Raw genomic sequence first — 16,915 nt, 5'->3', positions numbered from 1 at the left:
CGGCTGACATCCCCAAGGTGGAGAGAAAGGTTAGAAGCGGTAGCGAACGCCCGCGGTGAAGCGGCGGCCGTAGCCGTAGACGTCCAGCAGCTGGTTCGAGAACCGGCCATGGGTGCTGTAGGTCTCGTTCGTCACGTTGAGCGCTTCGCCAAAGACGCTGATCTGATCGGTCAGCCGGATATTGGTGCTGAGGTCGATCTGAAGCGCCGAGTTCACGAAGGTGGGTTCCGCACCGAAGGCCGAGTTGTTCTGGGCCTGGCCGAACTGGAGCAGATACTTGTCGCGCCAGTTGACCGCAGTACGGAACTCAAAGCCGTTCTTGTCGTAGAAGGCGACCAGGTTCGCCGAGTTGGCAAGACCGGTAACCGCGAAGCCAGACTGCGACAGATCGCTGCTGTCATAGGGCTTGTTGGTTTCGACGAAGGTGGCGTTGGCGTTGAAGCCGAAGCCGCTGTCGCCGAACACGTGCTGCCACGCCAGTTCGATACCCTTGACCGTGGCATCCGGCCCGTTGACGCGCGCCGACACGGTGAAGATCGCAGGCTGACCAGTCGTCGGATCGATGACGCCGTTGATGGTCTGACGCTGCGTACCGGCCACGATGAAGTTGGACACGTCCTTCAGGAACAGATTCACCGCAGCATAGGAGTTGCGCTGATAATACCATTCCATGCCGAGGTCGAAATTGTCCGCCAGATAAGGCTTCAGGAACGGATTGTTACCCGTCGCGGTCAAGGCGCCGACACGTTGTCCCGCACCCACGTTCAGCACCGGCCCCAGATAGTCGAGGCGCGGACGGGTGAGGGTCCGGGAAGCATCGAACCGCAGATGCAGGGTGTCGGTCAGCTCCAGCTTCATGTCCAGTGCGGGCAGGAAGTAGGAATAGCTGCTGCTTTCTGTCACGGGCTGCGGATCGGAGAACGCCACGGTGAGCAGCGTCGGGTCCGCGGTGCTTCCGGTGATGCTGATCGGTACGCGACCGATGCCGGAAGAAATGACCTTCGTGATTTCCTCGCGACCGCCGGCATTGAAGTGGAACGGCATGCCGGCAATCTCGGTCTTGAAGTTCGCGCTGATCCAAGCGGACCACGACTTTTCCAAGATGTTCTGCACGCTGCCGGGATCGAGCGCGAGATCGATCGTGCCATTGAAGCCGGTACAGCAGCCGTTGTTGTAGCCCGGCGTATTCGGGCCGGTCCACAGGCTTTCCAGATACTTGGAATAAGTCCTGGCATCATAGTTCAGCAGCACAGGCGGCAGATTGCCGGAGAAGCCGGGGAGCCAGTCCTTGGTGCTGATGGTGCCCTGGATCAGGCTTGCCGGGATGGGAACGCCGGTGCTGCGGCCCGAGGGCGCCCCGTACCCGGCATAGGCCTGCCAATAGTTGTTGGCGAAGGTGTTGCGGTTCTGCAGCGAGAACTCGTCTTCCATGTAGCGCGCGCCGACCTTGATGGTCAGATCGTCCTGCTTCCAGGTCGCGCCCAAGCGGAACTGCTTGATCTCGTCGCTGTTCTGCTGAGCCGTGCGAACGGTCACGTGCGAGCCGATGATCGACTGATCAGTCCAGCGCGCCTGGTTTCCGGCCGGGCCGTAGGTGGTGAATTCCGGGAAGGAATCCTTGCTGTTACCGGTGACCTTAACGCCCAGCGAAGTGCCCAGAAGGCCGCCATAGCCGATATCCGCGCCTTCGCTGCTGACCTGACCATCCGGATTCAGTCGGCTCTTGGAATAGCTGGCATCGGCATCGATCTGCAGGTTCTCGGTGGCATCCCACTTGATGTTGAGGCCGACCTGGTTGGTTTCGAGGATATTCTTGTCGGTGCCGGCGGTGAAGTCGGTCGGCGTTCCGGCCTGGATGAAATTGGTGGTCGTTCCGTTGCTGTCCAGCACGACGTTGCGAAGATCGCCCTGGTTGAACCAGACGCCGAAGCCGTCAATGTCGGTGGTGACCTTCTGACGCGAATAATTGTCGTCGATGGTCAGCACCACGTCATCGGACGGCTGCCACTGGAAGGCCACGCGGCCATCGATGCGCTCGTCCTTGGTATAGCGCTGATCGGCGCCATATTGCTGCTGATACCAGCCAACGATCGTGCCGGGCGCGGCCAGTTCGGCGGCCGTGCAGGCGGCGGTCAGCTGGCAGGGGCGATAGCGGCCGCCCTGCCACCCCGACACGTAGACGCGATTGGTCTGGGTGTCGCGACGGGTGTAGATGGCGTCGACCAGGATGCCCATGGTGTCGTCGGCGAAGGTGGTGCTGAAGAGGCCGCCCACGGTCGGCACAACCTTGCCCGCCTCGTCCTGAACCGAGCCCGCAGCGCTCAGCGCGACGCGAGTGCCGGGCTTGTCGAAGGGCTTGGGGTAGGAGATGTTGAGCGTCGCACCGATCGAGCTGCTGGACAGCGAAACTTCCGGCGTCTTGTACACGGCGAGCTGGCCGACGAAGTCGGCGCCGACGGTGGTGAAGTCGACCGAACGGCCGCCCGATGCGGTCGAAAGGCGGCGACCGTCGATCAGCGTTTCGTTGAAGTCGCCGCCGAAGCCCCGAACGGTGATGCCCTGCGGCTCGCCGCGGGCGCCGTTGCGCTGGATCGACACGCCGGGCAGACGCTGCAGCGAAGCCGCGACGTTCGAGTCAGGGAACTTGCCGATGTCCTCGGCCGAGATGACGTCGACGACGCCCGACGATGCGCGCTTGATGTCGAGGTTGCGCTGGAGCGATCCGCGGATGCCGGTGACGACGATGTCGGCCTCGGTTGCGGCGTCGGCGACGGATGCCTGGTCCGCCTGCTGCGCCCAGGCCGGCCCGGCCAGCGCCAGAGCGATCAGGCTCACGGCGCCACCCAAGGATGCCCTGCTCCGCAGTTCCTTTCCGAAACGCGCGCTGGACGAACGATTGACCTTATTCATAGTCCTCCCCTTGTTCACACAGAAAAACATGCCAAAGCCACCGGCGCTTCCATACGCGCCGTGTGCGAAGTTCAGTGTGTGGAAGAGGAGGAGCCTTTCCCTTCTTTGCGCCACAGGCGCCGCATCCATCCCCGACCACGATATTCTGTTATGCCGCAATGGTAGCGCTATCGCGCGACATTTGCAAGCAGGATTTGTCTGCGTTATTTCGATGCTGACGCTTGGCGGGGTCGAGCGAAGTAACTACTATCGCTGGCTACAGTCGGCGGGGCGCCAACAGCCTTTTCGACGGGAAAAAACGGGGAGAGGCTATGGAGGTGCACGAGCTTTTGGACAGTCGGGCGCATGGCGACCTGCGATTGGAAACGCGCCGCAAGCCTTATCATTTCATTCGCGTTGTGCCTGCTGAATTCGGCCGGGCGGCGGCCGTCGGTCCGCTCCTCTTTTCGAAGAACAGTGAAACCGGTGCATTTTACGCCGGGCTGATGCTGGGTTTCCGGCCCGAGGAAATCCTTACCGACGCGGTCGCACCCGATGCCTTCTGGCCGCTGGAAATGGTGCGGGAGGGTTTTTTCACCGCTGGCGAGAATATTGCGATCGATCGCAACCATCCGCGCTTCGGCGATGACGGCGATTCCCCGCTTTTCGAATCTGACGGTACGCCTTCCCTCAGCCTGCAACGGGTCCAGCGCGCGCTGGGCCAGCTGGTCCGGGGTAGCGCCGAATCGGAAGCCTTCATCGCCGCGCTGCTGGAGCACCGGCTGATCGAGCCGATCGACATCAGCCTGCGATTCGATGACGGCGAACGGATGTCGCTAGATGGGCTCTATTCCATCGGCCTGGATACGCTGAGCGAATTGGACGATGCAGCGGCGCTGGCGCTGTTCCGCTCCGGACATCTGCAGCTGGCCTACGTCATGATTGCCTCCCTGCAGCATATTCCCTTGCTGGCGCGGAAGAGGAACCAGCGGCTGGCGGATGCGGTCTGAGGCGGGGATGCCGGAGATCGACAGAGTCGAGGCGGGTGCGCTCTCGGATCCGGCGGCGCTGCGCAGTCTCGCCGGCGAGTGCCGACCGACGCTGATCGCGGGATTGTGCGCCAGCTGGCCCGCGGTGTGCCAGGCTTCCGATTCGGATGCGGCCTGCGCCGCCTATCTGGCGGGTCTGGACGGTGGCGAGATCGCCGAGGCGTTCATCGGTGCGCGGGCCATTGGGGGCCGCTATCATTATGGCGAGGGGCTGGAGGGCTTCAACTTCGCGCGCGAGACGATGCGGGTGGAACAGGCGCTCGCCCGAATCCTGGCCAATGCCGCGGACGGCGCGACCGAGACGCTCTACATGGGTTCCCTGCCCACGGACCAGTATCTGGCCCGCTTTCCCAAGGAAAACAGCCTGGCCGCCATGGCGCCCCATATGCGGCCGCGCATCTGGATGGGCAATGCGTCGACCATCGCCTGCCATTTCGACACTTACGACAATCTGGCCTGCGTCATTGCGGGGCGGCGGCGCTTCACGCTGTATCCGCCCGACGCGATCGCCGACCTCTATGTCGGGCCGATCGACCATACGATGGCGGGGCAGCCCGTCAGCCTGGCGGCCGGAGCCGCACCGGGCGATCCGCGCTATCCCCGCTTCGCCGCCGCCGCTGCCCGGGCGATCACTGTCGATCTGGAGCCTGGCGATGCCTTGTACTTGCCCAAGCTCTGGTGGCATCAGGTGGAAGCCACGGCGCCCTTCAACGTGCTGGCGAATTACTGGTGGGATGCGTTCGCGGCGGGCCCGGATGTGCCCTTTCCCACGATGCTGCTGTCCATGATCGCCATCGCCGAACGGCCCGAGGCCGAAAGGCAGGCGTGGCGCGCCTATTTCGACCATTATGTCTTTCGGCCCGAGGGCCATCCGCTCGCGCACCTGTCGCCGGAGAAGCATGGAGTGCTGGGGCCGCTCGGGCAGGGAAATTACGGACGCATAAGGGCCTGGGCGATGCGCTTGCTGCGCGGCGCCTGAGAAGGAAATTTCATAAGAAACGAAGGGAGTAGCGTGCCATGTCACCACGTCTGTTTGCATCGCTGACGGCTATGATGCTGCTGTCGGGGGCGCCGTCCGCCTGGGCCCAGGCGGGGACCGAGACACCGCCCGCGGTTCCCGGCGCGAAGCCGGTGACGGTTCAGAAGATCAAGGTGCACGCGCCGACAATCGCCGGAAATCTGGAAGGAGAAAGCGCGGACCGCGACGTGCTGGTGGTGCTGCCGCCCAGCTATGCGTCCAACCCGCGCCGCCGCTATCCGGTGCTCTATGCGCTGCATGGCTATTCCATCGGTGCGGAACAGTGGACGAAGGAAATCCATGTGCCGCAGACGATCGAATCAGCCTTTGCCAAGGGGACGCAGGAAATGATCATCGTCCTGCCCGATTCGAAGACGGTGCATAACGGGTCGATGTATTCGCGCTCGGTCACGACGGGCGATTTCGAGACCTTCATCGCGCGCGACTTGGTCCGCTATATCGACGGCCATTATCGCACGATCGCCGACCGGACGAGCCGGGGGCTGGCCGGCCACTCGATGGGCGGGTACGGGACCAGCCGGATCGGTATGAAATATCCGGAGACCTTCGGCGCGATCTACATGATGAGCCCCTGCTGTCTGTCGCCGCGGACCGCCGGCAATATGGACCCCAAGGGTCTGGAAGCGCTGGAGAAGATCACTTCACCCGCGGAGTCGGCGAGCCTGCCCTTCTTCCTGCGCGCGCAATTGGCTTCGGCCGCCGCCTGGTCGCCCAATCCCGCCAAGCCGCCGCTCTATGTCGACCTGCCTGTGAAGGATGGCCAGGTTCAGCCCGAGGTGCTCGCAAAATGGTCGGCCAATGCGCCGCTCGCTTTCGTCGACCAATATGTCGGTAACCTGCGGCAATATCGGGCGATTGCCATTGATGTAGGCGACAAGGACGGGCTGAGGGGCGACGCGACCCGGCTGCACGAGGTGCTGGACAGCTACAGGATTGCGAACAGCTTCGAGATCTATGAGGGCGACCATACCAACCGCGTCGCCTTCCGTTTCCAAGACAAGGTTCTGCCCTTCTTCTCCCAGCATTTGTCCTTCGCACCTGCCAAATAAGAGAGGCTGCCATCGGACGGGCGATGGTAGCGCTACCTATGGCTGAAGGAGTTGCAATTGCCGCATCGCAACCTGCCCGCGGGACTTCTTTCAGACCCCGGTCTTGGGGCGCCGGGGCGGTACCGCGTCGGATTGACGGCGGATGAGGCGATAATCGAGCTTCACATGGGGGTTCGCCGTCCCGCCCTCGCGGATTTCCGCGGCGAGCAGGGCCAGCGCCTCGCGACTCATGTCGCGGATCGGCTGGTGGATCGTCGTCAGCGTCGGCCAGATGGCGTTGGCCAGCGGCGTATCGTCGAAGCCGCAGACGGTCAGCTGCGCCGGCACGTCGATCTGACGCTGGTGGGCGATGGTGATCGCCGCCGCCGCCATGTCGTCATTGCAGGCGAAGATTGCGGTGGGGCGTACCGGCAGGTCGAGCAGCCGTTCGGCCGCGTCCAGCCCCGAGCGGTAGCTGAAGTCGCCCGGCACAATCCATTGCTCGTCGTCCGACAGGCCATTGGCGCGCATCGCCTGGCGGAATCCCTCCAGCCGCCGGGCGCTGGCGCGGTGCTGCGGATTACCCTTGATGAAGCCGATATTCCGGTGGCCTAGCTCGATCAGGTGGCGGGTCATCTCAAACGCGGCATGCTTGTCGTCGATGGCGATCGTGAGCTCGCCTGAATCGACGATATCAGGAGCGATCGACACCGCCTTGATCTTCTTCGCCGCAAGCGCCTCGATCAGTTCCCGCCAGTCGCACAGTGGCGGCGGCAGGATCACTCCGGAGACACGGGCGTGCTGGACCTGGGCGACGATCTCCTCGGCGCTCGCCCCATCGCAGCGCTCTACCACCAAGTGAAGCCGGTGATCGGCGGCATTGTCGAGTGCGCCGAGCAGAAGTTCGCCGAGATAGGCCGAGGTGGTGCTGGCGCGGTAGAGAAGCGCGACGCGCCGATCGTCGCTGCCCGCCAGCGCGCGCGCGACCGCGCTGGGCGCGTAATTGAGAGCGGCAATGGCTTCCTCGACGCGGCTGCGGGTCTTGGGGCTGACCCAGCTTTGCTTGTTGATGACGCGCGACACCGTCATGACGGACACGCCGGCGCGCGCCGCGACGTCGCGGATGGTCGGGAGCTTTCCATCGCTGGTCCGGTCAGGCTCGGTCGCCAAAATCTACTATCGCTCCCTTCAGGCCGCTTCTTGGCAGCGCGAAGCCGTGCGTGTCCGGAAACGCGGCGGCCCCCCAATTATGTACGACAAATATGGCATGGCTGCGGCTTGTCAACGCCGGCCAAGCCACTCGCGCTATCGTCTTCCTGGTCCTGTACCGGCGTCAATGCCTTTTCAACCCCTCCGATCACTCCTCATATAATTCCAGCGGCAGTCCGTCCGGATCAGCGAAGAAGGTGAAGCGCTGCCCTGTATAGGGATCGACGCGAATAGGTTCGCATGTCACGCCCTGCGCCTCCAGACGATCGACCTCCGTCTGCAGGTCGTCCACGCTGAAGGAGAGGTGGCGAAGACCGCAGGCTTCGGGCCGGGACGGGCGCGGCGGCGGCGCGGGGAAGGAGAAGAGTTCGATCCGCGCATTGCCGGCGTCGAGGTCGCACTTCCATGACTGGCGCTCCTCCCGAAACACCTCATGCAGGATCGGGAAGCCCAGGATGACCGAATAGAAATGCCGCGACCGCTGATAGTCGGAGCCGATGATCGCAATATGATGAATGCCGCGCATGCCATTTACGCTAGCATGTGGAGGGCGACGGGGTGAAGGGTCGTCAGCCCCGTCCGTCGCCAATCAGCGCCTGGAGGTCGATCAGCGCCCGGCCGAGCGCGAGCCCCTGTCCCCCCGCCACATAGCGCGGTTCCCAGAGCGGCGAGAATTTCGTCTTATATGCCCGCAGCCCTTCGAAGCCGTAGAGCCTGTTGCCATGTTCGTAGACCAGCGCGCCAAGCTTCGACCATAAGGGCGCCAGCCGGCGCGCCTCGAGGCCAGACAGCGGCGCCATGCCCAGGTTGAACCAGGCATAGCCCTGATCCCGGCCCCATTGCATCAGCCGGGTGAAGAGGAAGTCCATCGTGCCATAGGGCGCATCGACGCTGTGGCGCATCAGGTCGACCGACAGTTCGGAACGGTCGGGCGTGGTCCAGATGTTGGCGAAGGCGACGATCGCGCCCTCGCGCCGGACGAGCGCACAGTCGAAGCGGCGCATATAGGCGGGATTGAAACTGCCAATGCTGAAATGCTTTTCCTTCTGGCGCTTCGCCTGGAGCCAGTCCGTCGAAACGCGCGCCAGTTCATCCATCACCGCGTCGATTCGTCTGGCAGGCAGGATTTCGAAGCTGGCGCCGTCTCGCGCCGCGCGCCGGGCGGCATGGCGCAGCGACTTGGCGCCTGGGCCATCCAGCGAGAAGGTCCGGAGGTCGATATGCGCCTCCTCGCCATATTTGACGACCTGCAGACCCGTCTCGATGGCGAGCGGCAGGCAGTCCGCACTGATCTGGTAAAGGAGCAAGCGGCCCTGGGCCGCGTCGGCTCGTTCGCGCAGGCGCCAGAGGAGGTCAGCCCATTCGCGTCGGTCGCCGACCGGGTCGCCCATGACGATCCAGCTATGGCCGCGTTGCCGGTACATGAGAAAGCAGCGGCCGCTTTCCGACGACAGGAAGTATTTGTCACCGGTCAGCGCCAGGTTGGCGTCTGCCCTGCGCGCGAGGGTGAGGGCGGGCTCCGGCGGACCTCGTCCGTCGCCCGGATGCGCATCGGTTGGGGCAGGGCGGAACAGCCGCCACAGCGCCACCACCGCCAGGAACAGCGCCGTGCCGAGGCTGGCTCGCAGGAAGCGGGACGCGTCGCCGCGCTCCGCGAAATGCCACCAGAGCTCGTTACTATATTCGACATGCTTGTAGGCGAAGAAGCCGATCCACAGCGACAGGCCCACCACCGTCGCCACGGTCGCAATCCAGCCCGGGGTGAAGGCTGCGTTGATCAGGCGGGTCCGGCGATAGAAGGCCGGCTTCGTCCATTGCAGCATGCCCGCGATCAGCAGGGCGATGGCCGCTTCCTCATAGTCCAGCCCCTTTGCGAGAGAGAAGCAGGCGCCTGCGATCAGCAGGCCGCGCGTCAGCCAGAAGGCGCCGTCGAGCCGCCGGTAGAGTCCTGCCGAAAGCACCAGCAGCGCCGCGCCCACCAGGCTGCCGGCCATATGCGATGCCTCGATGAAGGCGAGCGGCACGACGGCGTCGAGCAGGGCGATGCGATGCGGGATGGCGGGCAGTGAACCCGAGATCAGCAGCATCGCTCCGCACAGAAAGACCAGCGCCGCCGTCATCAGGGGCGCGAGGCCCGTGGTGACCATCCGCAGGCCGCGCAGGGTGCGGCCCATAGGGTGCCTCAGCCGCTGCCCTTCGCGGACGAGGACGAGAGAGGCGGCGACGGCGAAGGGAAGGAGGTAGTAGATCAGCCGATAGGCGATCAGCGCGGCCGCCCATTGGGCCCGGTCGATCTCCGGCGGCAGCGCGGCGAGGATCACCGCTTCGAACACGCCGACGCCGCCTGGTACGTGGCTGAGCAACGCGACGATGATGGCGGTGGCATAGGCGATGAAGAAGGCGGGCCACATCGGCGTTCCCAGTCCGGGAACCAGCACGAACAGTGCGGCGCTCGCCGCGGCGAGGTCGAGTGCGCCGATGGCGAGTTGCAGCAGCATCGCCGGTGCCCCAGGCAGGGGGAGGCGCCAGCGGTGGAAGCACAGGGGCCGCCCACCGCGCCCGGCCAGGAACAAGAGGGTCGCGAAGGCGAGTAGCACGGCGGCGGCGATCGCCTGGAGGAGCGGCGGGGGCAGGCCGAGCGCGCCGATCGCGGCCGACCGGGGCCACAACAGGCAGGCGATCGCCGTCGTGGCGAACACCCCGCCCCAGAAGGTCGCCGACGCCAGCGCGATCACCTGCGCGACCTCCGCCAGCGACAGACCCTCGGCAGCGTAGATTCGGTAGCGCGCTGAGCCGCCGGTCAGCAGCGAAAGGCCGAGATTGTGGGAGAGCGTGTAGCTGGTGAAGGATGCGAGCGCCGCCTTCACATAGGGCAGGCGACGCCCGATCGCCCGGAGCGCCAGCACGTCGTAGAAGGTCAGTAACAGATAGCTGGAGGCGGTCAGGGCGAGACAGGCGAGCAGCGACTTGGAGGGAATGGCGTGAAAGGCCTGCCGGACCTGATGCGCGTGCACGTTGCGCAGAAGCCCGCCCAGCGCCGTAAGGCCGAGCGCCATCAGGGCCAGCATGGCGGCAAGGATCGCCAGTCGCTTCGAGGCGCGGATGGGGAAAGCCCTCACGGGACGGTGCTCAGATCAGGTGCCGTGCGACCAGCGCGGGCCGCAACGCGCGGTAGAGCGTATCGGGATCGTGGTGGAGCGGGTGACCGCCGGGCAGGGCGATCCGCGTCGCGTGCGGCAGCAAAGGACAGAGGCTGTCGCGCTCCTCCTGGCCCTGGATGCAGATCAGCGGCGCCCAGTCGAGCTTTCGCGCTGTCGGCAGAGCGGGCTGATCGGACATGGCGAAAGTGAAGATTTCACCGGGCGATGCGCGGAACTCCACGCTGTTCTCGGGCACCACCAGTGCGACCAGTGCGATGGCGCGGCGATGGGACGGCGGCAGCCCGGCGAGGCCAACATGCACCATGTCGGCGCCATAGGACTGGCCGATCAGCGCCAGCCGCGCCGACGGCGCGATGGCCCTGGCCCGCTGCATGGCTTGGTCGAGCAGGGCCGTGGCGTCGCGGCGCGTGCGAGTGGCGCGGAAATAGGCGAGGCTGTTGACTCCCACGACCGGCACCCCGTCCCGCGCCAGCCGGGCCGCGATGGCCGGGGCCATGCCGAAATGCAGGCCCATGTCGCCGGACAACACGATGGCGACCGTTGCAGGCGGTTTCGGTCCATGGCGGACTGCGGGAAACACGATGAAGGTGCCGCCGCCGATATAGCCGATCCACCAGAAGAAGAGGCCGATCGCCACCGCCACGAGCCCGAGGCCGGACAGGACGCGCCGGGATACGGAGCGGGTCATGGGCGGCAGTCCCGGCACGACGGGAGGAGGCCGCCGTGCCGGGCGCCGGCGAGGGAGGATTGACCCGGCCGGGATGGAGGATGAGGACGGACCGGGTGCACTGGAAGGGAGCTCCTGCCTCGACTGAAGACAGGAAGTAGCAGCGCCTGACTTGCGTCAGGCTGGCGGCAGGATGAACTTTTGGAGAGACGGCGGGCTCACAGGCGCCGTGCAATCGCTCCTGCCGCCCAACCCATGCCGACCGCCAGCGCGATTGCGGCGAGCCCATAGAGGAACGACCAGCGCTCGGCCGCGACCGCCATGAAGCGTTCGAAGCCGGACTTGCGCACGCTGATGTCGCGCACTGCGGCCGCGACGACACGGCCGTCCTGCACCAGGAAGGTCTCGGCGGTATAGTCGCCCACCACGACCCGTGCGGAAAGCGGCAGGCGGGCGCGATAGAGGACGCCGTCGGTGATCTCGACCGTGCCGGGGCGCTCGACGAACAGACCGGCGCGCTCGCGCAGATCGACGAGACCCGCCTGGAAACGATCCAGTTCGGCGCTGTCGTTCAGCGAGGCGGGCGAAAGCTGGAGCTTGTCGACACCCAGTTCATAGATGGCGGCCGTCCGCTCGTCGACGATCTGCGAGATCGGGCGCGAGGAGGCCATGGCATAGAAACTGGGCGCGGAGCGGAACCGCGCGCGGTCGGCATTGACCCAGATGCCCGCGACCTTCTTCTTTTCGCGCATCGTGATCGACTGGTCGGGGCCCTTCAGCACCACCACGACATCGGCCGGGCGGTCGGGCCGCCGTCCGTCGGGATAGACGATGGCGCCGAACAGCAGGAGATCGGCGCCCGTGAAGCTGTAGAGAATCTCCACCTCGCGCTGGGAGACGTCGGGCACGAGCACAGGCTCGTCCGCGGCGCCGAGCAACCACGCGGCCGCCGGAAGGCAGAGAGCGGCTGCGCGCCTCACTGGACCTCGATGCTGTAGATTTCGTCCGGCCGCCATCCCAGCCCCAGCGCCATGCGCCCGGCGACGAGCAGTACGATGAAGGCGAGCAGGATACGCAGATATTCGGGCCGGATGCTCATCGAGATGCGGGTACCGATCTGCGCGCCGGTGACGCTGCCGATCAGCAGCAGCATGGCAAGAACCAGGTCAACCGCCTTGGTGGTCATCGCATGCATCATGGTGGTCGCCATGGTGACGAACAGGATCTGAAACAGCGACGTGCCGACCACCGACTGGGTGGTCATGCCGAGCAGATAGAGCATCGCGGGCACGAGGATGAAGCCGCCACCCACGCCCAGCAGCATAGTGAGGATGCCCGTCGCCACGCCGAGCAGCAGCGGCGCCAGCGGCGAGATGTAGAGACCGGAGCGATAAAAGCGCCAGCGCATGGGCAAGGCGGCGACGAGCGGATGGTGACGCCGCGTGCGGGCCTGGAGCCGCTTGCCAGTCTTGAGCGCGACCAGCGCCTGGATCGATTCCTTGGCCATCAGCAGGCCAATGCCGCCCAGCATCAACACATAGAGGATGCCGATCATCGTATCGATCTGGCCGAGCGACTGGAGGAGGCGGAACAGCAGGACGCCCAGGCCCGCGCCGATCACGCCGCCGGCGATGAGGACGCCACCCATGCGGAAGTCGACAGTGCCGCGCGCCATGTGCGACATGACGCCCGACACGCTGGCGCCCGTCACCTGCGAGGCGGCGGACGCAGCCGCCACCGTCGGCGGAATGCCGTAGAAGATGAGGAGAGGCGTAGTGAGAAAACCTCCGCCCACGCCGAACATGCCCGAAAGCAGCCCGACGACCCCGCCCAGCGCAATGATGACCAGGGCGTTCACGGACAGGTTGGCGATAGGCAGGTAAAGGTCCATGCCTGATCGGGTTAGTGCGAAAGCGCGGCGATATAAAGGCGTGTCGGCGGGGCGGGATCAAAAATCCGAAGCGAGGGTCAGGGCGAGGCCCGAGGAAGGGGCTGCGCGCCCCGCGATCCGCTCGCGCCATTCGAGCGACAGGCGCGCATGGGTGTGGGGGAATGGGAGTCGCAGTTGGACTTCCGGGCCGAGGTCCAGCCGCTCCGCGCCCGGCTGTGCACCGCCCGACATGCTGGCCCCGATCCGCAGTGTGGAAACGGCGACAGGCGCGAGAAGCGACAGCTTCCCGTCGACGAAGAAATCACGCCGCCGCAATCCCACCATGCCGGCCTGGGCATAGCCTTCCGCCTCCACCCCTCCGCCGACAGGCCTTGGCCCGAACCCGCCGACCGCCATGAATGTGGTCGCATTACGCGCGCCCTTGCCCAGGGCGATGCGGCGTTCCAGGGCGAAGCGGATCGGAAGCGCGCGAACGGGTTGGAGCGAGAGGCCGACGGCGCCTTCCGGTGCGGCGGGGCTGTCGAGCGCGCTGGCGACGCGCGCATAGGCGGTGGGGCGAAGGGCGGCCGAAGGGACGAGACCATAATCGATCCGGATGCCTGCCTGCGATCCGCCCAGCCGGCCGGCGGCGACGGCACCAGGCGTGGAGAGACTTCCGCCGCGCCGCAGCAGCCATGCGCTTGCGGCCCATCGGTCTGGTCGCGCCTTGCCGATCGGGGCGGGGGGCTGCGGCGGTGGCGTCGCCAGTGGTGCGATGGAAATGTCCATGTCGCTGGCATGATGCCGGTTGGCGAAGGCCACCGAGAAGACGATGAAGTTCATAAGGTCCAAGGGCAGGCCGTCATCCTGCGCCGCCGCAGGCGAGACCTGAGTGGAGGACGGCAGGAGGAGAGGGGCGAACTGTCGGCTTCTCAGAAACGGCGGCTGCTTCCAGACGAAGAACGTCGCTCGGGAAGGGCGAGGCAGGGTCTCCGGGATAGCAATGGCGAGCGCCGGCCGTACGGGCGCCGCCGCCGCGATGACCCTATCCGGCGGGATCCCATGGCCGGAAAGGCTCGCGAGGCGCGCCCCGACCCATAGCGCTAGGAACAGGCCAAAGAACCGGACGGGCCGGCCAGCCCCCTCCTGCCTCATGGGTCGGACCGCAGGTCCGGGAAGCGGTGCTGCGTCTTGTCCCACAGCAAGGGCTGGCCGAGGAGCGACTTGCCGTACAGCAGCACGGCGCGCCGTGCGGCCAGCATCGCGATCACATTGGCGATCAGCATGCGGGGCACTGCCGTCAGCCCATGACGCCAGCCATAGCTGCGGGCCGAGAAGGCGGCGCGCATCAGCATGCGCCAGCTCATGAGGGCAAGGTTGAGCCAGAGCAGCACCTGCGTCATCGGGCCCAACGGCGGCATGGGAAAGGCCAGCGCGATCTTGAGCACGGCGATGAGGCCCGACAAAAGCATCGCGAGATAGGCGGCGAACAGGACCAGCGCCGCCAGGGTCGCGCGCCGATCACGCAGCCGCATCCACCATTCGGCGGGGCCGCCCCGCCAACCCATCCGGTCCCATCCGGCGAGCGAGATGCCGACCATCCAGCGCGCCTTCTGCTTGACAGCGGCCTCCATCGTGTCGGGAAAATATTCCCGCGTCGCGATCAGATCGCCCTGCGCATCGCGCATCCGGACGAACACGCCGCGGCCGCCCATGTCGCGGATGCGGAGCCCGGCTTCATAATCCTCGGTGAGCGATCCGGGATCGAACGGTCCGCCCCGCGTGCCATTGTCCAGGCGGAAAAGCATGTCCCGCTCGAAAGCGCAGGCGACGCCGGCCGAGGGAATGGAGGCGCCCAGCGCCTCGCGAACGACCAAGGCCTTGCCATGGCTCTCCGCAAACTCGTCTCCATAATGGTCGGCAATGGCGCGGGAGAGCCATCGGCCCCGGCCGAGCAGCGGCAGGACCGGAAGCTGGACCAGCGCGAAACGGTCGATCAGCAGGTCGAACAGGCGGATTTCGTCGGGATGCACGACATCTTCGGCGTCGTGCATGACGACGGCCTTGTACCGGATGCCGCTCGCACGCTCGTCGCCCAGCATCGCGCGCCACAGGACGTTGAGGCAGTCGGCCTTGGTTGTCGGGCCCGGACGCGGATTGACGCCCAGGATGATCCGCGGCTCGTTCTCGGCGACGGACGCCACCGCGTCCAGCGTGGCGCCGTCATTGGGATACACCCCGACGAAGAGGCGGTAATCCTGATCTTGCCAGCACTTGAGGGTGTTCTGCAGCATCGGCGCGATCACCTCCGCCTCCGACCAGGCAGGTATGAAGATCGCGATCCGTCCCGGGCGGTCCGCAGGCGGTAGCGCGTCGGCGGTCATGCGCGGATGGCGGGAATAGATAACGAGGCTGCGCCAGGATCGCCGGGCGAGATAGAGGACGTCGACGAGCAGGTCGTCGAGGCCGCCAACGGCGAGCCCTACGATCGCGAACAGCAGGATCTCGTGATGCAGCGTCCCCAGAATGGCGACCAGCATTGCCTCCATGACGTCGCTCCCCCGTGGCGTCGGCGACGAACATGCCATCCGTTACGGGCGTTTCCAAGTGGACTTGGGAAGACAGCGCTTTAAGGGGGAGCGGCGACCGATATTGCTGAGGAGGTAACGGCATGGGGCATCGCCCGGAATCCGCACTGAGGGATTTTCTGACCAGCGAGGCAGGCGGGGCCGTCCTGCTGATGGCGGCGGCGGTCGCGGCCATGGTTGCAGCGAACCTTCCGGGCTCGGCGAATCACGTCTATCATGACATCATCCACGCCCCGATCGGGCCCCTGCTGACGTCGGCGCTGGGGCCGATGACCGTCCATTTGTGGATCAACGACGGGCTGATGGCGATTTTCTTCCTGCTCGTCGGACTGGAGATCAAGCGGGAGATGGTCGACGGCGGGCTTTCCACCTGGGAACGCCGCCGCCTCCCCTTCATCGCGGCCGGCGCGGGCATGGCGGCGCCGGCCATCGTCTATGTCGCGGTGACGTGGGGCCGTACCGGCCTCGCCAGCGGATGGGCGGTGCCGGCGGCGACCGACATCGCCTTCGCCATCGGCGTGCTCGCCCTGCTCGGCAAGCGCGCCCCTGCTTCGCTCAAGCTGTTCCTGACAGCGGTCGCGATCGTGGATGATATGGGGGCGGTGGCGATCATCGCGCTCTTCTATAGCCAGGGGATCGACGTGGTGGCCCTGGGGGGCGCGCTGATCGTGCTGCTCGTTCTTTTCGGGCTTAACCGGGCGGGCGTGCGAATGTTGCTGCCCTATCTGATCGGCTTCGCCTTGCTGTGGTATCTGATGCTGCTGTCGGGCGTGCATGCAACGGTCGCGGGCGTGCTGGCGGCGATGATGATCCCGGTACGGGTGACGCCCGGTGCGCCCGATGCCGCCGACAGCCCGCTGCATCGGCTGGAGCATGCGATCCATCCTTGGTGCGCCTATCTGATCGTGCCGCTATTCGGCTTTGCCAATGCCGGGCTGGCATTGGGCGGCGAAGCCACCCGCGCCCTGTTCGCGCCGCTGCCGATGGGAATCGCCCTGGGGCTGTTTCTCGGCAAGCAGGTAGGGGTGTTCGGCAGCATCTGGCTCGCCGAGAAGCTGGGTGTTGCGGAACGACCCGGCGCTGCCAGCTGGCCGCAGATCTATGGCATGGCGCTGCTGTGCGGCATCGGCTTTACCATGAGCCTGTTTATCGGGGCGCTGGCGTTTCCACGCGATCCCCTGCTGGTGGAGGAGGCGAAGCTGGGTGTGCTGGCTGGGTCGCTGCTGTCCGCCATGTTGGGATATGCGGTCTTGCGATGGATGGGAGGGCAGAGGGCGCCGCGATAAGGCGCCCTTTCCGTCTGGTCCTTCGCATTTCGGATATCCCGGATTTGCTGTTATCATCGCTGCGTCGTCCTGTGCGACTCGCACCGGAACGGCCACCCCGACCATCTCTTGCAGCGATACGGGAGGAGG

At 65.8% G+C, this 16,915-nt stretch carries 13 protein-coding genes; 4 read left to right on the top strand and 9 right to left on the bottom strand.

Features of this window, described 5'->3' with window-relative positions:
- Positions 1–30 precede the first annotated feature (30 nt).
- Positions 31–2,910 (bottom strand): TonB-dependent receptor, encoded by a 2,880-nt coding sequence (locus tag M529_RS26555; RefSeq protein WP_021316317.1) that lies wholly within the window; start codon positions 2,908–2,910, stop codon positions 31–33.
- Positions 2,911–3,221: 311 nt separating this feature from the next.
- Here M529_RS26555 and M529_RS26550 point away from each other — a divergent pair, with 311 nt between their 5' ends.
- The 3 genes from M529_RS26550 to M529_RS26540 are packed head-to-tail and all read left to right on the top strand — an operon-like array spanning position 3,222 to position 6,026.
- A complete protein-coding gene (locus M529_RS26550; protein ID WP_021316316.1) occupies positions 3,222–3,899 on the top strand; it encodes a SapC family protein in 678 nt (225 codons plus the stop codon).
- Positions 3,889–4,917, top strand: a complete 1,029-nt coding sequence (locus M529_RS26545; RefSeq protein ID WP_031294102.1) for a cupin-like domain-containing protein — start codon at positions 3,889–3,891, stop codon at positions 4,915–4,917. The genes M529_RS26550 and M529_RS26545 overlap by 11 nt, the downstream gene beginning before the upstream one ends.
- A gap of 38 nt (positions 4,918–4,955) precedes the next feature.
- Positions 4,956–6,026 (top strand): alpha/beta hydrolase, encoded by a 1,071-nt coding sequence (locus M529_RS26540; RefSeq protein WP_021316314.1) that lies wholly within the window; start codon positions 4,956–4,958, stop codon positions 6,024–6,026.
- Between the two features lie 90 nt (positions 6,027–6,116).
- On the opposite strand, the gene M529_RS26535 is transcribed toward M529_RS26540, so the two are convergent.
- The 8 genes from M529_RS26535 to M529_RS26505 all read right to left on the bottom strand — a co-directional run bounded on the left by M529_RS26535 (position 6,117) and on the right by M529_RS26505 (position 15,452).
- Positions 6,117–7,178 (bottom strand): LacI family DNA-binding transcriptional regulator, encoded by a 1,062-nt coding sequence (locus M529_RS26535; protein WP_408021263.1) that lies wholly within the window; start codon positions 7,176–7,178, stop codon positions 6,117–6,119.
- A 184-nt stretch (positions 7,179–7,362) separates the two neighbouring features.
- Positions 7,363–7,740, bottom strand: coding sequence for an SMU1112c/YaeR family gloxylase I-like metalloprotein (gene gloA2 / locus M529_RS26530; RefSeq protein ID WP_021316312.1), 378 nt, complete (start codon positions 7,738–7,740; stop codon positions 7,363–7,365).
- 43 nt (positions 7,741–7,783) lie between these two features.
- The gene (mprF, locus tag M529_RS26525) at positions 7,784–10,282 is read right to left on the bottom strand and encodes a bifunctional lysylphosphatidylglycerol flippase/synthetase MprF (RefSeq protein ID WP_051184003.1); all 2,499 of its coding nucleotides are present in this window, start codon (positions 10,280–10,282) and stop codon (positions 7,784–7,786) included.
- 61 nt (positions 10,283–10,343) lie between these two features.
- Positions 10,344–11,063, bottom strand: coding sequence for an AcvB/VirJ family lysyl-phosphatidylglycerol hydrolase (locus tag M529_RS26520; protein ID WP_021316310.1), 720 nt, complete (start codon positions 11,061–11,063; stop codon positions 10,344–10,346).
- Between the two features lie 197 nt (positions 11,064–11,260).
- Positions 11,261–12,022, bottom strand: a complete 762-nt coding sequence (locus tag M529_RS26515; RefSeq protein ID WP_031294100.1) for a TIGR02186 family protein — start codon at positions 12,020–12,022, stop codon at positions 11,261–11,263.
- Positions 12,019–12,933, bottom strand: coding sequence for a sulfite exporter TauE/SafE family protein (locus tag M529_RS26510; RefSeq protein ID WP_021316308.1), 915 nt, complete (start codon positions 12,931–12,933; stop codon positions 12,019–12,021). Before M529_RS26510 ends, M529_RS26515 begins: the two co-directional genes overlap by 4 nt.
- A gap of 57 nt (positions 12,934–12,990) precedes the next feature.
- A complete protein-coding gene (locus M529_RS0124010; RefSeq protein WP_021316307.1) occupies positions 12,991–13,755 on the bottom strand; it encodes a hypothetical protein in 765 nt (254 codons plus the stop codon).
- 308 nt (positions 13,756–14,063) lie between these two features.
- Positions 14,064–15,452 (bottom strand): glycosyl transferase family protein, encoded by a 1,389-nt coding sequence (locus tag M529_RS26505; RefSeq protein WP_021316306.1) that lies wholly within the window; start codon positions 15,450–15,452, stop codon positions 14,064–14,066.
- 131 nt (positions 15,453–15,583) lie between these two features.
- On the opposite strand from M529_RS26505, the gene nhaA reads away from it, so the two are divergent.
- Positions 15,584–16,786 carry a Na+/H+ antiporter NhaA gene (nhaA, locus tag M529_RS26500; RefSeq protein ID WP_021316305.1) on the top strand — a complete coding sequence of 401 codons (1,203 nt, stop codon included), beginning with the start codon at positions 15,584–15,586 and terminating at the stop codon, positions 16,784–16,786.
- Positions 16,787–16,915: the final 129 nt, after the last annotated feature.

Source organism: Sphingobium ummariense RL-3, from assembly GCF_000447205.1.
Lineage (GTDB): Bacteria > Pseudomonadota > Alphaproteobacteria > Sphingomonadales > Sphingomonadaceae > Sphingobium > Sphingobium ummariense.
The sequence above is the reverse complement of the archived record's forward strand: the minus strand, read 5'-3'. Positions and strand labels throughout refer to the sequence as shown.